Source organism: Actinacidiphila sp. bgisy167, assembly GCF_965342175.1.
Taxonomy (GTDB): Bacteria; Actinomycetota; Actinomycetes; order Streptomycetales; family Streptomycetaceae; genus Actinacidiphila.
The window spans coordinates 71,606-86,582 of the sequence record NZ_CBDRBL010000016.1 but is presented as its reverse complement, the minus strand read 5'-3'; the positions used below and the strand labels follow the sequence as shown (position 1 = coordinate 86,582).

Sequence of the window (14,977 nt, the reverse complement as noted above, 5' to 3'; positions counted from 1 at the left end):
ATGCGTGCTGCCGCAGGCCGTCTGACGATCGCCGCTGGTCCCGGCTCACAGAGCCCCAACAGGGCCTTTTTCCGGGGAAATTCGGGCCGCGACCTGGGAATTCCGCCAGCTTGATCGGCTACACCACGAGAAGGGACGCCATCGATTTATGTGCGGCCGACTCGTATCCGAGCTGTCCGAGACCTGTTGCCCCCAGAGCACATACAGCGCTGACCAAGGCTGCGTCGCATGCGCCTGCCCGTCCGGCCAGGTGCAGTCGGATCCCGCCCACTGAGCTTCCCCCGTTGTGCGGGAGGTCCTGATCAGCTGATCACCTCCCGCACAACAGGTGTGGTGCGATCACCCGTGCGAGTGGCTTTCTGGCAAGGCAAAGCGGCGGGTCCCCAAAAATCGGGAACCCGCCGTTTTCGTTCGGCCCGTCAGGAGAGGAGGGCGTTGAGCCTGCTGAACAGCTGCTCGGCGCGCGAGGCGGTTGCAGGATCGATCTTGGAAAGTAGGGTTGCTTGCTCGCGCAGCAGGTAGGCGGCGGGCTTGTAATGGTTGAACTTGCCGTTCGCGATGCCGTTCTTCTTAAAGAACGCTTCGATCTGACGGACGATCCGCGGGTCCCTGACGTTAAGGTCCGGCGTTGTGATCGGTTGGGGCAGTTGCTGGCTGTAGGACGCGTTCACAAGTTCGAGGTAAAAGCTTTGATCGAAGAGGTCCTCGATGTCAGCGTCGGCGGACCCCGTGAACTCGCTCACCTGGACCAGGCCGTTCTTGCTGAGTTGGCCATTGTCGCGAAGCCGATGGATGGCCCCGACGTCCTTCGTGCTCGAGTCGATGAGGACCGCGACGTTGAGCTTGTTCGCGCCTAGGAGCGTGACGAACGTGGACAGCTTGCCGGCCCCGCCGATGGGCGTCTTCACCCAGCGCGGGTCAAGGCCGGTCGAGCCCTGGGACTCCAGCAGGTCGGTCAGGACGTCCAGATAGATCAGGTCGCTGGGTCCCTCTAGCAGGAGGGTGTCCTCGCCGATGAACAGGGTCTGAGTCATCTCGATACCCATGGCAGTGAGCAACGGAAACGCGGTGTCCTCGTCCGCTTTGAAGATCTCCCCAGAAACCTTCGTGCCGACCTTGTCCTGGTCGATGACGGTGCGAACGCGGTGGAACTGATCGGATGAGACCATGAACGGTGAGTGCGTGGTGTAGAGGATTTGATGATCGGGTGCCAGCCGCTCGTCGATGAGTCGCAGCAGATCCTCCTGGGCGCGGCCGTGGAGGGATAGGCCGGGTTCGTCGAGCAGCAGGACCAGGTTGTTGTCCTCGGCCTCCTCCAACTCGTCGAAGAAGGCGAGGAACGAGAAGAACCAGACGAAGCCGCGGGAGCGATCGTCGAAGGGGACCGAAGCGCGGTGCCGCAAGTTCTTGACCCGGACCTGCAGGATCGGCGCCTCGTTCAACGGTGGTTGCGCTCCCTCCTCAGGAGGCAACACTTCCAGCTCGACCGCCAGCTCCTGGTTCTGGGACCAGTAATCGAACACCTCGTCGGAGATGACGTTGCCCGTGTTCTCGAGTTCGCGGATCAGACGTTCGTGCCGATCGGTGTGCAGGAAGTCGTCAAGGGAGACGTTTGCCATCTTCAGGAGGCTCAGAAGCGCTTGCTCACCCCGCTTCAAGGTGTTCCCGTCCCTGCGCCGGATGAGATCCGGGATCGACACCTTGCCGGGCATGATGTCGTAGTCCGCGAAGTAGACGAACTTCGGCATGCGCGGCCAGGCGTACTCGTCGATCAAGTAGCAGTCCAGGCTGTGGTCGCGCCACCCGCGGATCCGGTTGGCGAGTTCCCGGGCTGCGGCCGGGGCATCCTCAAGAGAGTCGAGTGCCTCAAGGAGGTCCTTCACAGTGTCCGCGCCGTTCAGAATATCCGCCTGGGTAGCGCTCAGGTCGAGCGGACTGCGCAGGTGTTCGACAACCAACGCCTCGTCCTTGTCGAAGGCGATAGTGCGGCCGGCCGCTCGGTAGCCGATCGTGACGGTGAATTCGGGACTCCGCAGGACACCCTTGCCCAGATCGTCTTCGATCTCGGCGACCTCGTCCTCGTCGAGGCGGAAGGTGGCCGTGACCACCGGGATCCGCTCCCCCTCGGGGAGCCTCCGGCGCTCTCGGGTTAGCCGTGCGGGGAAGTCGATGACCTCATCCAACTGAGCCGACTCTTCGACGGGGTTCAGTCGGTAAAGCGCTTGCAGGATCGTGGTCTTGCCCGACTCGTTCTTGCCGACCAAGGCGGTGACGTCGGGTTCGATGTCGAACCGCTGCGAGTCCTCCACCGATCGATACTTCGTTATTTGAGCATTGGTGAGCTTCATGCGCGGACGAGATCCCCCTCTGGAAGGAGGCCTCGGGCAGGTGGGGACGATGACCGGGCCCCCGCGAAGGGGGGCCACATGCTGAAGATGTGGCCTGGACGCCATTCAGGACGAACCTCGGGCGCTCGTCGTCCCGGGCATGCCCGGGGCTGTGTTGAGCTGTGGCAGAAGCGTAGTCCTGAGCACTGACACTGGGGCCCGCCTTTCCGTTCGACCGCGTGCTCCTGGGGCCCGGTGCGTGTACTCCCACCGAGTCCTAAGCTGGCGACGATGTCGTTCAACATCCCGGCGGACGACGCCCGCAGCGAACGCATACGGACAGGCCACCGACCCGCGAGGCGAGATGGTATGGATCTCCCGCGCTCTATCGGGCCGCACCCACGACCTGACCGCGGCCCGCACCCGTCACATCGTGGCCACCTGCTTCCGCCTCGACTTCCCAGCTCTGGCCGACCTCGGCGCCGGCGGCACCTCCGGCAAGCCGACCCGACGCCCGCCCCGCAAGGAGCTCACCCCCGGCAAGATCGCTGAACCGGGCGCACGCCCGGCTCCGGTATCCCGCCGTACGCGGCATGGCCACCCCTCAGGCGCTGGCGCATCTTCCGTCACGCCCGCTGCAGCCCCAACCGCCTGTCGTGAGCAGTCAAAGTCATCCTCACCCTGGAGAAGCAACGCTGAAAGAGCTCATTGCCTGACAGGTGGGGGATGCGTCCGGTAAATCTGTTCGGGTGAACGCCGACGAGCCCCCCGAGGTCAATTGCCAGACCGTCCCCGAGGACGGCCAGAACGCCGCTCCCTTGGGCGGGAAGGTTAAGAACTTCCTCAAGAGGAACTGGCCGAAGGTGGTAGTCGTCGGCGGCGCGGTCGTCGTTGTCGTGGTCGCTTTGGCCCTCCAGCCCGACGAGGAACAGAGCGTCACTGGGTACGCCGAGGGTGCTGAGGGCACTGACTCGGCTGCCGACTCTGCGGTCGTGGACGAGCGACGGAAACCCCCCGTCAAACACGAGGTGGCCGGGCACACGAGGACGCTCGCTGACGGGCGGGTCATTCCTGTGTCGGGTTATGAGCGGGGCGGCTCCTTTGAGGACGACAACCCTAGCGAAGCCGCAGTCTAATCTGGGCGAGGGGCACCACGGCGTCTCATTCCTGTGCAGCGTCGGCGGACGCCCTGCAAAACATCTCTACAATTGAATCTGGCCCGGTTCGCGGGGCTGCTGATGGTGGGGCTCAGCAGTTGAAGAGCAGGTGTCGCAGACCCGGGTGGAATTCTCCTTATTGGGTGTCAGCACGATGACGGGCTCGCCGCAGCGCGCACGCGATGACCGCACCCCGTACCCCCCGCCGCGCCTCCATTCCCCGTCAGCGGATCCCTGCCAGCATCTGGCTTCCCAAGGGCCTCCAGTCTGCCCCGGTCACGGGGCAGCAGAACCCTTCCGCGGCGTTGCCGTTGTGGGCTCTGGACCGAATTCGCACGGAGTTCTGCATCCACCCTCACCGGCCCGAAGTCCCGCAGCGTCGGCTGCTGCATGCTGCCCTGGGTGACACTGCTCCCGGCATGGACGCCCGCGCCTGCTGCACCCAGATGCCCGCTAAATCCGCCTCCGCGTCGGCGAGGGGAGCGAAATTGGTCTTGCTTGCGGAACTCCTTACGCCAAGCCGCGACTTCCACGGTGCCGGCGTGACGGTGGACGACGACGCGGGTTGGCCGGGCTTCTTCCACCGGGCGCACCGCCTCCTGCGTGGCGGTGGCCTGCTGCTGACCGCATCCCGTCAGCACCACGGCAGCGGACGCCTCGCCGACCCCTGCGGTGCTCTGATCGCCTGCGCCCGCACGGCGGGCTTCACGTACCTGCAGCACATCATCGTCGTCCACGCGGCCATGGCCGGCGACTACCTGACCCCCGGCCCGGATGCTCCCGCCTCGGCCCCCGACGACTCGCAGGCCGTGCACCGTCTCCTCCACACCGACCTGCTCGTCTTCCACGCGCCTGAGATCCGCGACTGACCCGGCAGCGAAGGAGTACGCCCGTGCCCGACTCGGTATGGCTGACCGCGCAGACCTGCGCCCGCGTTCAGCGCTCCGGCCGGTACCTACCCGACACCGCCGCGCACCCCGCCAAGATGCTCCCCGCCATCGCCGCCCACGCCGTCACCCACTACACCCGCCCCGGTGACCTCGTCCTGGACCCGATGTGCGGCACCGGCACGACCCTCGTCGAAGCCGCCCACCTGGGTCGCATCGCCGTCGGCGTGGAGTACGAGCCTCGCTGGGCCCGTATCGCCCTTGGCAACCTCCAGCACGCCACCCGCCAAGGGGCCCCCGGCATGGGCCGGGTCTTCCAGGGCGACGCCCGCGATCTGCTCCGCCTCCTCCCCGCGGAGCAGCACGGCCAGGTCGCTCTTGTCGTCACATCACCGCCGTACGGGAACTCCGTCCACGGACAGGTCCGGTCCACCCGTGAAACCGGCCGCCCCAAGATCCAGAAGTTCGACCACCGCTACGGCACCGACCGGGCCAATCTCGCTCACGTTGGCACCGACCGACTCCTGGACGCCTTCACCGCCATCCTCACCCAGTGCCGCCACGCCCTCCGCCCCGGCGGCACCGCCGTGATCACCGCTCGACCCTGGCGCGAACGCGGCGAGCTCGTCGATCTTCCCACGGCCGTCCTGGCTGCCGGGGAAGCCGCAGGCCTCATCCCCACCGAACGCTGCGTCGCCCTTCTCGCCGGCATCCGCGACGGGCGCCTGATTACCCGCCCGTCCTTCTTCCAACTGAAGAACCTCCGCGACGCCCGCGCCCAGGGGCTGCCGCTTCACCTCATCGCCCACGAAGACACCCTGATCTTTCGCCGTCCCAACGCCGGCACCCACTGCACAGCAAAGACCGTCGGGGCAGCTACGCGGCGCTGCAAGGCCCGGTCGGCCACTACCTCAACTGCCGCAGCCTGCCGCACCCGCACGTGCGCCCAGGATGCCGGCCAATGAGGGTCCGCGATCCGCTGGCAGCGGTCCGCTCTCCGCTTTGCTTGATGCGTGCCGAGCAGCCGCAGATGCCCAAGCGTCACGCTCCGCAATCCGGTGCGTGGCGCCGCAACCCGAACGGAAGTGAGCGGCATCCCACCATGTCCGCCGTGGGGCGGCGCGCCGGGCCGCGCCCTTGACGACGTGCCCGAGCCGGAGCGTCCATGGAGCTCGGCCACCCGCATTCCCGGGAAATCGTCAGACCCAGGCCTGGGAGTGCAAGTGACCGTGGAGTACGTCGTCGTCGGTGGGGAGGAATCTCAGGCTCTGGCGCAGCGTCAAGCCGACGCCATCCGGGAGGTGCTGGAGTGGCTGTACGCCCATCGCGGCGCTACGGCCGGCACCGACAGGGCCTGAGCTCCTTCCCCAACTTGTGGAGGGACAACGCATGCCGGAACGCACCCCAAGTGAACCACCTTGGGCTACGTCGCTGCCCGACCGGCCCTGGTCCGCCGCAGCGGGTCTGGAGACCGCTGCTGTACCCGTCAGCGTGCCGGTGGCATGGCTGGGCCGTACGTCCACAGAGGACGCCCAGGACCCCACGTTGTCCCTCCCGCGCCAGCTTCGTAACGCGCGAGCCGCGCTTCCGCCGGGATGGGTGATCGTCGCTCACTTCTACGATGTGGAGTCCGGTCGGAAGGACCTGGACCAAAGGGGCCGTTCCCTGGCGCATCAGCAGTTCGCCATCCCCATCCCGCGTGATGGGGGCATCGCTGATCTCCTCGACGAATCCGAGCGCCCAGACCGCCGTTTTGCGGCCGTTATCTGCGAATCCATCGAACGCGTCGCCCGGCGCACATACTTCGGCACCAAGATCGAGTACGAGTTGGAGCAGGCAGGGGTGGCCCTCTGCGCCGCGGACGAGCCCATCGTCACCGGTCCGAGAGCCAAACGGGCCACCCCCACCCTCACCCGACGCGTCAAGCAGGCCGTTTCCGAGTGGTATGTGCTGCAGATGTTGGAGCTGTCCTGGGACGGCTTCATTGAGCACACACAGCAGGGTTGGAACACAGGGAAGCCGCCCTACGGCTACCTGGCGGAAAAAGTCCCACACCCGGTTCCGGCCCGTCGTGCCGAAGGCCGGACCAAGCACCGGCTCGTTCCGGACCCTGCCCGGGCTGCGGCGGTCACCGAGATCTTTCATCTTCGCGCGCTGGACAAGCTCGGCTATGACGGCATTGCGGATCGCCTCAACCTCGACCTGGTCGCATATCCGCCTCCAGAGCCCACCCGTACAGATGCCGCTCTCGGCCGATGGAGCGGGTCCGCGGTGTGCGAGATCCTCAAAAATCCGAAGTACACCGGCTATCAGGTGTGGAATCGACGAGCGACGAAGAAGGGCGGCCGCAACAACCACTCCTCGGAGTGGGTGTGGTCGCCCCTTCCGACCCACGAGCCCCTCGTGACCCGCGAGTTGTTCGACGCCGTCTGTGTCATGCGGACCGCGCGCCAGGGCTCGCGTTCGGGCGCGGGCAGGAACAGCCACCCGGCGACACGCCGGTCCTATGTGCTGCGATCCTATGTGCGATGCGATCTGTGCGGTCGGCGGATGTTCGGCAAGAGCCGTCACGAGATCCCGTACTACGCCTGCCAGCCCGACCCGAACGAGCACCGAAACCAACCCTGGTTTCCCGCCCACCCGAAGAGCCTATGGATCCGTGAAGAGATCCTTCTCACAGCTGTCGCCCGCTTCTTTGCCACCCGAGTCTTCGGTCCTGACCGCCGAGCCCACCTTCGTACAGCCTTGGAAGCCTCCCGGCGCACCGACGGCCCGGCCGAGCGGATCGCGAGGGAGCGCACCGCCTTGGAGCAGGGCATCGCCACCATCGAGGACCGCCAGGGCCGACTGATCCGGGCACTGGCCGACGCCGGCGCAGCGGCAGGTGGGGGTGGGCAGCCCAGTGAGGAGCCGGACCCGGAGACGGAGCGGGCCTACCGGGACGGCATCCGCAAGGAGCATGCGGCCCTGGGTGCGCAACGGAGAGCGCTGGCCGAGCAGCTCGCCCGGCTTGACGTGCCCGAGCCCGCGGCGCAGCCCGACTACTCCGCACTGGTGGACATGCTTCCGCTTCTTGACGTGGACCTGGCGCTGCTTCCCGAAGAGAAGCAGCGGCGTCTCTATGAAGCCTTCGGGCTGGAGATGCGCTACAACCGGCCGGAGAAGACGCTCACCCTGCAGGTGGCGATCCCGGCGCACCTGGTTGACGAACTGGCGTCCATCACCCGCGAGCTGGACAGCGGGAACAAAAAATCGGGTACCCCTGCCAAGGCAGCGGTACCCGATCATGGCACCCAGATTCCGAAATCGGGACATAATGTCCAGCTTCGGTCCCATGTTCTGGGTGCCCCCGGCAGGATTCGAACCTGCGCACACGGCTCCGGAGGCCGTTGCTCTATCCCCTGAGCTACGGGGGCGTGTCGGCCGCTGTGGCGGCGACGGGTGAAACCTTACCAGCCCAGGAGGGGTGCCCGTGTACACGGTTTCCGGCGGCGGCTGTTGTGGCGCGAGGGACAGAGAAGGGGACCAGAGAAGGGGCAGGGAAGGGGGAGGGAACCGGTGAGCAGGGTCCGCACAGCCCACCCCACCGCCCGCGTCGCCCGCGCCCCCGCCCCCGTCCCCCGGTCGGGGAGGGAATGGGGAAAACGCGGACGCATCCGATCCGGCGCGCCTAGCATCTTCCTGTGCCGGGCGAGTCCGGCCGGGTGCTTGTCGTCGACGACAACAAGGTCATCCGGCAGCTGATCAGGGTCAACCTCGAGCTGGAGGGCTTCGAGGTCGTGACCGCGGCCGATGGTGCCGAGTGCCTGGACGTCGTGCAGCAGGTGCGCCCCGACGTCGTGACCCTCGACGTCGTCATGCCCCGCCTGGACGGCATAAGGACCGCCGCCCGTCTCCGCACCGACCCCCGCACCCATGACGTGCGGATCGTCGTGGTCAGCGCCTGCACCCCGGCCGAGGTCGAGCGTGCCGTCGCCGCCGGGGCCGACGCCTTCCTCGGCAAGCCCTTCGAGCCCGGCGAGCTGCTGAGCGTCGTGCGCCGGCTCGTCGAGAACGCCCCCCGCAGGGGCGCTCCCGCGGCCGCCCCGGGCACCGCGTGACCAGGGATGACCAAAGGGTGAAACCCGTTCGCGCCGCCACCCCCCTCCTCGCCTACCCTTGCGCTCATGACCCCCGCTGAGCTCTCCCGCACCGTGCTCGCCACGGTCCGTCGCGCCGTCGAGGCCGACGAGCTCAGCCTGGCGGGCCCGGTGCCCGAGCGGGTCGTCGTGCGCCGCCCCCCGCGTCCCGGCTGCGGGGACTACGCCACCAACGTGGCCCTGCAACTGGCCCCCCTGACCGGCGTCGCCCCCCTCACCGTCGCCGACGTCATCAGCCGCCGGCTGGCCGCCGCCCCCGGCATCGCCCGGGTGGACGTCGCCGCCCCCGGCTTCCTCAACATCACCCTCCAGGGGGATTCGCACGGCGCCCTCGTCGATCTCGTACGGGCCCAGGGCAGCCGGTACGGCATCGGCGAGCACCCCGTGGCACTCGCGCCCCCGCCCACCGGCGAGCCCCGCGCCGACGCCTACGCCGCCGCCCTGCGCCGTCTCCACGCCGCCACCGGCGTCGAGCCGCCCGCCCGCCGCCCCCACCCCGTACGGCAGACCCGGGACGAGCTGCTGCGCACCCTCGGCGCCGACGCCACCGCCTGGGCCCTGCTGCGCCCGCCCGCCGAGGACGCCCCCCGCACCGACCCCGCGGCGCACCTGCCGCAGCGCGAGGCCAACCCCCTGTTCCTGGTCCGCTACGCCCACGCCCGCAGCCGGGCCCTGCTGCGCGGCGCCCGCGACCTGGGCCTGGCACCCGGCCCCGCCGCGGGTTCCCCGGAGCCCGCGGAGGCCGAACTGCTGGGCCTGATCGCCGACTTCCCCCGCACCGTGGAGGCCGCCGCCCGGCACGGCGCGCCCGACCGGGTGGCGCGGCTGCTGGAGCACACGGCCGACGCCTCCCTCCGTTGCCACGACGCGTGCCCGGCGCTGCCCAAGGGCGAGGAGAAACCCTCGGCCGTTCACGGGGCCCGCCTGGCGCTCGCCGACGCCGCCGGGACCGTGCTCGCCAACGGCCTGACCCTGCTCGGCATCAGCGCCCCCCGCCACCTGTGAGAGTGAAGAGCACGAGACGATGAGCCGTTCCGCACACCCCGCCGGACCCCGTCACGCCGACGTCCTCCCCGAGGGCCACTACGCGGCGCCGCCCGCCGACCTCAACGCCCTCGACCCCCGGGTCTGGGCCCGCACCGTCACCCGGGACGCCGAGGGCGTCGCCACCGTGGGCGGTCTGGACGTGCGCGCCCTCGCCGAGGAGTTCGGCACCCCCGCCTACATCCTGGACGAGGCCGACTTCCGGGCCCGCTGCCGTGCCTGGCGCGAGGCCTTCGGGGAGGACGCCGACGTCTTCTACGCGGGCAAGGCGTTCCTGTCCCGCGCCGTGGTGCGCTGGCTGTACGAGGAGGGCCTCAACCTCGACGTGTGCTCCGGCGGCGAGCTGGCCGTGGCGCTGTCCGCGGGGATGCCGGCCGAGCGGATCGCGCTGCACGGCAACAACAAGACGGGCGCGGAGATCCGCCAGGCGGTCGAGGCCGGGGTGGGGCGGATCGTGCTCGACTCCTTCCAGGAGATCGTCCGGGTGGCGGAGGCCGCCCGGCAGGCGGGCCGCCGGCAGCGGGTTCAGGTCCGCGTCACCGTCGGCGTCGAGGCGCACACCCACGAGTTCATCGCCACCGCGCACGAGGACCAGAAGTTCGGCTTCTCCCTCACCGGCGGGGACGCGGCCGAGGCGGTGCGCCGTGTGCTGCGCCTGGACTCGCTGGAACTGGTCGGCATCCACTCGCACATCGGCTCGCAGATCTTCGACACCTCCGGCTTCGAGGTGGCGGCGCACCGGGTGATCGGCCTGCTGCGGCAGATCCGCGACGAGCACGGGGTGGAGCTGCCCGAGATCGACCTCGGCGGCGGCCTCGGCATCGCCTACACCCCGGACGACGACCCGCGCGAGCCGCAGGAGATCGCCAAGTCGCTGGGGGAGATCGTCACCCGCGAGTGCCGGGGGGCGGAGCTGACCGTGCCGCGGCTGTCGGTCGAGCCGGGCCGGGCGATCGTGGGCCCGACGGCGTTCACCCTGTACGAGGTGGGAACGATCAAGCCCTTGGAGGGGCTGCGGACGTATGTGAGCGTGGACGGCGGGATGTCGGACAACATCCGCACCGCGCTCTACGACGCCGAGTACAGCGTGGCGCTGGTGTCGCGCTCCAGCGACGCCGAGCCGATGCTGACCCGGGTCGTCGGCAAGCACTGCGAGTCGGGCGACATCGTGGTGCGCGACGCCTTCCTCCCCGCCGATCTGGCGCCCGGCGACCTGCTGGCGGTGCCGGCGACGGGGGCGTACTGCCGCTCGATGGCCAGCAACTACAACCACGCCCTGCGCCCGCCGGTGGTCGCCGTCAAGGACGGTGAGGCCCGGGTGATCGTCCGGCGCGAGACGGAGGACGACCTCCTGCGTCTCGACGTCGGCTGACCGGGGGATCTCACATGTAAGAAGACTGGTCTCGCGATCCGGACAGTGCGGGGAAACTCCCGTCCGGTGCGTGAGACTGGGACGGTCCAAAGGCTCGGTAGGAGCCGAAACGCGAAGCGAGGTCGGATGATGCGTACGCGTCCGCTGAAGGTGGCGCTGCTGGGCTGTGGTGTGGTGGGCTCAGAGGTCGCGCGCATCATGACGACGCACGCCGACGACCTCGCCGCGCGGATCGGCGCGCCGGTGGAGCTCGCCGGCATCGCCGTACGGCGGCCCAACCGGGTGCGCGCGGGCGTGCCCGTGGAGCTGCTCACCACGGACGCGACCGCCCTGGTCAAACGCGGGGACATCGACGTGGTCGTCGAGGTGATCGGCGGCGTCGAGCCCGCCCGCTCGCTGATCACCACCGCCTTCGAGCACGGCGCCAGCGTGGTGTCCGCCAACAAGGCGCTGCTGGCCGCGGACGGCGCCGCGCTGCACGCCGCCGCCGTCGAGCACGGGGTGGACCTCTACTACGAGGCCGCGGTCGCCGGCGCCATCCCGCTGATCCGCCCGCTGCGCGAGTCGCTGGCCGGCGACAAGGTCAACCGGGTGCTGGGCATCGTCAACGGCACGACCAACTTCATCCTCGACAAGATGGACACCACCGGCGCCGGCTACTCCGAGGCGCTGGACGAGGCCACCGCCCTTGGGTACGCGGAGGCGGACCCGACGGCCGACGTGGAGGGCTTCGACGCCGCCGCCAAGGCCGCGATCCTGGCGGGCATCGCCTTCCACACCCGGGTGACCATCGGCGACGTCCACCGTGAGGGGATCACCGAGGTCACCGCGGCCGACATCGCCTCGGCCCGGCGGATGGGCTGCACGGTCAAGCTGCTGGCGATCTGCGAGCGCGGCGCCGACGGGCGTTCGGTCTCCGCCCGCGTCCACCCGGCGATGATCCCGCTGACGCATCCGCTGGCCAGTGTGCGCGAGGCGTACAACGCGGTCTTCGTGGAGGCCGCGGCGGCCGGCAGGCTGATGTTCTACGGCCCCGGCGCGGGCGGCTCGCCGACGGCCTCGGCGGTGCTGGGCGACCTGGTGGCGACGTGCCGCAACAAGCTGGCGAACAGCACGGGACCGGGGGAGTCCGCGTACGCGCGGCTCACCGTGAGCCCGATGGGCGACGTCGTGACCCGCTACCACATCAGCCTGGACGTGGCGGACAAACCGGGCGTCCTGGCGCAGGTCGCCACGGTTTTCGCGGAGCACCAGGTGTCGATCGACACGGTGCGGCAGCAGGGGCGGAACCCGGGCGGCGGCGACCAGGCCGCCGCCGAGCAGGGGGACGGCGCGGGAGCGGAGGGCGGGGAGGCCTCGCTGGTGGTCGTCACCCACCGGGCTCCCGACTCGGCGCTGTCGGCGACCGTCGAGGCGCTGCGGGGGCTCGACACCGTCCGGGGCGTGGCCAGCATCATGCGTGTGGAAGGGGAGTGACCAGCATGAACGCAGTGTCCGCCGGCCGGGTTCCGGCCACCCACCAGTGGCGCGGCCTCATCGAGGAGTACCGGGACCGGCTCCCGGTCGGCGCGGCGACCCCGGTGGTCACGCTGCTGGAGGGGGGCACCCCGCTCGTCCCCGCCCAGGTGCTGTCCGAGCGCACGGGGTGCGAGGTGTTCCTGAAGGTGGAGGGCGCCAACCCCACCGGCTCCTTCAAGGACCGCGGCATGACGATGGCGATCTCCAAGGCCAAGGAGGCGGGCGCGCAGGCGGTCATCTGCGCCTCCACCGGCAACACCTCCGCCTCGGCCGCCGCCTACGCGGTGCGGGCCGGGATGGTGTGCGCCGTCCTGGTGCCGCAGGGCAAGATCGCGCTGGGCAAGATGGGCCAGGCGCTGGTGCACGGGGCGCGGATCCTGCAGGTCGACGGCAACTTCGACGACTGCCTGGAGCTCGCCCGCGGCCTGTCCGACAAGTACCCGGTGGCGCTGGTCAATTCGGTGAACCCGGACCGTATCGAGGGTCAGAAGACCGCCGCCTTCGAGATCGTGGACGCGCTCGGCGACGCGCCGGACGTCCATGTGCTGCCGGTCGGCAACGCCGGGAACATCACCGCGTACTGGAGGGGCTACCGCGAATACGCGGCGGACGGCGTGTCGACGCGCCGTCCGCGCATGTGGGGCTTCCAGGCCTCCGGCGCCGCGCCGATCGTGCTGGGCCGGCCGGTGCGCAGTCCGCAGACGATCGCCACCGCGATCCGGATCGGCAACCCGGCCTCCTGGCAGTACGCCGAGGAGGCCCGGGACGAATCCGGCGGCCTGATCGACTCGGTGACCGACCGTCAGATCCTCTCGGCGTACCGGCTGCTCGCCGCGCAGGAGGGCGTCTTCGTCGAGCCGGCCTCCGCCGCGAGCGTCGCCGGGCTGCTGAAGGCCGCCGAGCAGGGCGAGGTCGACCCGGGACAGCGGATCGTCTGCACGGTCACGGGCAACGGCCTCAAGGACCCCGACTGGGCGGTGGCCGGCGCACCGCCGCCCATCACCGTTCCGGTGGACGCCGACGCGGCCGCGGAGCGGCTCGGGCTGCGCTGACCTCGGGGTGGCGGGGTGGGCGCGGCCCGTGCCGCGCCCGCCCCCCCGTGCGACGGCAGGGGCGCACGGTTCACGCGCGACACGCATCACGCGCTGTTTGTGCGCCCTATGTCGCAGGAGAACCTTCCTTCGATAGGCTGACCTCACACCGGCGCCGCCGCACGCCGTTTTGGCCCATGCCATGGGCGTCCCCGTCGCGGGATCCCCTTGGTACGGTCCCCAAGTCCTCGCCGCCGTACGGCAAGCATGCCGCGGCGCCGCGAGGCAGAAACGCCCTTGAAGCAAGGAGAGTCGTCGAACGATGGCCGGACCAGCCTTCCGCGCCGCCGCCGTCCGAGTGCGCGTCCCCGCGACGAGCGCCAACCTCGGACCGGGCTTCGACGCCTTCGGCCTGGCGCTCGGACTCTACGACGACGTCGTGGTGCGGGTGGCCGATTCCGGTCTGCACGTCGACATCGCCGGCGAAGGCGCCGACTCCCTCTCCCGCGACGAGAACCACCTGGTCGTACGGTCCCTGCGGACCGCCTTCGACGCGCTCGGCGGACAGCCGCGCGGCCTGGAGGTGGTGTGCGCCAACCGCATCCCGCACGGCCGCGGCCTCGGCTCCTCCTCCGCCGCCATCTGCGCCGGCATCATGGCCGCCCGCGCCGTGACGATAGGCGGGCAGGACAGGCTCGACGACGCCGCGCTGCTGGAGCTGGCCAACGAGATCGAGGGCCACCCGGACAATGTCGCCGCCTGTCTGCTCGGCGGCTTCACACTGGCCTGGACTGAGGGCGGGGCGGCCCACGCGGTCCGGATGGATCCCTGCGCGTCAGTCGTTCCGGTGGTCTTCGTACCCGACCGTCCGGTGCTGACCGAGACCGCGCGGGGCCTGCTGCCGCGCAGCGTCCCGCATGTGGACGCCGCGGCCAACGCGGGTCGCGCCGCACTTCTCGTCGAGGCCCTCACCCGGCGCCCCGACCTGCTGCTCCCCGCCACCGAGGACCGGTTGCACCAGGAGTATCGGGCGACCGCGATGCCGGAGAGCACGGCACTGGTCAACCGGCTGCGCGGCGAGGGCGTGCCCGCCGTCATCTCGGGTGCGGGGCCCACGGTGCTGGCGCTCGCGGACGAGGGTACCGCCGACAAGGTCTCCCGGCTGGCGGGTGAGGGGTGGGCGGCGAACCGTCTGGCCCTCGACGCGGCAGGGGCGAGTGTGCTGCCGCTGGCTGTGGGGCAGTGACACGATTGCAGGTCGTAGAGAGGGGGAATGTTTGTTGGATCCGGTAGTGTTAATCTCATTGCTGCACCCGTGGACTCAGGCGCCCGTTTGTTGTTCCTGTTGTCCCGGTGCCCTGTGTCCCGCATCGGGACCGCCCATTCTTCCGGGAGCCTCCCACACCGCATAGGCAGCCTGCCTGGCAGTGTCGAGCACGCTCCGGAGACGGCGCGGGTGACATTTCACCCGAGAGTGAACTCTCACCTCGCCGGTAACTGTG

12 protein-coding genes, 1 tRNA gene and 1 pseudogene are annotated in these 14,977 nt (G+C 69.8%); 11 read left to right on the top strand and 3 right to left on the bottom strand.

What is annotated here, in order from left to right; all coding sequences use genetic code 11:
* Nucleotides 1–419: 419 nt before the first annotated feature.
* Complete coding sequence (locus ACRWND_RS09240) at nucleotides 420–2,348, bottom strand: ATP-dependent nuclease (protein ID WP_431947890.1); 1,929 nt, start codon at nucleotides 2,346–2,348, stop codon at nucleotides 420–422.
* Nucleotides 2,349–3,076: 728 nt separating this feature from the next.
* Here ACRWND_RS09240 and ACRWND_RS09235 point away from each other — a divergent pair.
* The 5 genes and pseudogenes from ACRWND_RS09235 to ACRWND_RS09215 all read left to right on the top strand — a co-directional run.
* On the top strand, nucleotides 3,077–3,463 hold the full coding sequence (locus ACRWND_RS09235; RefSeq protein WP_431947888.1) for a hypothetical protein: 387 nt from the start codon (nucleotides 3,077–3,079) through the stop codon (nucleotides 3,461–3,463).
* Between the two features lie 563 nt (nucleotides 3,464–4,026).
* On the top strand, nucleotides 4,027–4,353 hold the full coding sequence (locus ACRWND_RS09230; protein WP_431947886.1) for a hypothetical protein: 327 nt from the start codon (nucleotides 4,027–4,029) through the stop codon (nucleotides 4,351–4,353).
* 23 nt (nucleotides 4,354–4,376) lie between these two features.
* Nucleotides 4,377–5,336: a TRM11 family SAM-dependent methyltransferase gene (locus tag ACRWND_RS09225; RefSeq protein WP_431947884.1), complete on the top strand. Its 960-nt coding sequence runs from the start codon at nucleotides 4,377–4,379 to the stop codon at nucleotides 5,334–5,336.
* Between the two features lie 258 nt (nucleotides 5,337–5,594).
* The gene (locus tag ACRWND_RS09220) at nucleotides 5,595–5,729 is read left to right on the top strand and encodes a hypothetical protein (protein WP_431947882.1); all 135 of its coding nucleotides are present in this window, start codon (nucleotides 5,595–5,597) and stop codon (nucleotides 5,727–5,729) included.
* A gap of 31 nt (nucleotides 5,730–5,760) precedes the next feature.
* A pseudogene (locus tag ACRWND_RS09215) lies at nucleotides 5,761–6,756 on the top strand (recombinase family protein); the annotation flags it as partial.
* Between the two features lie 264 nt (nucleotides 6,757–7,020).
* On the opposite strand, the gene ACRWND_RS09210 reads toward ACRWND_RS09215, so the two are convergent.
* Complete coding sequence (locus ACRWND_RS09210; RefSeq protein WP_431947880.1) at nucleotides 7,021–7,659, bottom strand: hypothetical protein; 639 nt, start codon at nucleotides 7,657–7,659, stop codon at nucleotides 7,021–7,023.
* A gap of 56 nt (nucleotides 7,660–7,715) precedes the next feature.
* Nucleotides 7,716–7,787 (bottom strand) — tRNA-Arg (locus ACRWND_RS09205).
* 267 nt (nucleotides 7,788–8,054) lie between these two features.
* Between ACRWND_RS09205 and ACRWND_RS09200 the strand changes: the two genes are divergently transcribed.
* From ACRWND_RS09200 to thrB, 6 genes are all read left to right on the top strand, one after another.
* Complete coding sequence (locus tag ACRWND_RS09200) at nucleotides 8,055–8,471, top strand: response regulator (RefSeq protein ID WP_431947878.1); 417 nt, start codon at nucleotides 8,055–8,057, stop codon at nucleotides 8,469–8,471.
* Nucleotides 8,472–8,537: 66 nt separating this feature from the next.
* Complete coding sequence (gene nrtL, locus ACRWND_RS09195; RefSeq protein WP_431947876.1) at nucleotides 8,538–9,515, top strand: ArgS-related anticodon-binding protein NrtL; 978 nt, start codon at nucleotides 8,538–8,540, stop codon at nucleotides 9,513–9,515.
* 19 nt (nucleotides 9,516–9,534) lie between these two features.
* Nucleotides 9,535–10,926, top strand: coding sequence for a diaminopimelate decarboxylase (gene lysA / locus ACRWND_RS09190; RefSeq protein ID WP_431947874.1), 1,392 nt, complete (start codon nucleotides 9,535–9,537; stop codon nucleotides 10,924–10,926).
* 126 nt (nucleotides 10,927–11,052) lie between these two features.
* On the top strand, nucleotides 11,053–12,402 hold the full coding sequence (locus tag ACRWND_RS09185) for a homoserine dehydrogenase (protein ID WP_431947872.1): 1,350 nt from the start codon (nucleotides 11,053–11,055) through the stop codon (nucleotides 12,400–12,402).
* 5 nt (nucleotides 12,403–12,407) lie between these two features.
* Nucleotides 12,408–13,496, top strand: a complete 1,089-nt coding sequence (gene thrC / locus ACRWND_RS09180; protein ID WP_431947870.1) for a threonine synthase — start codon at nucleotides 12,408–12,410, stop codon at nucleotides 13,494–13,496.
* A gap of 301 nt (nucleotides 13,497–13,797) precedes the next feature.
* The gene (thrB, locus tag ACRWND_RS09175; RefSeq protein WP_431947868.1) at nucleotides 13,798–14,721 is read left to right on the top strand and encodes a homoserine kinase; all 924 of its coding nucleotides are present in this window, start codon (nucleotides 13,798–13,800) and stop codon (nucleotides 14,719–14,721) included.
* Nucleotides 14,722–14,977: the final 256 nt, after the last annotated feature.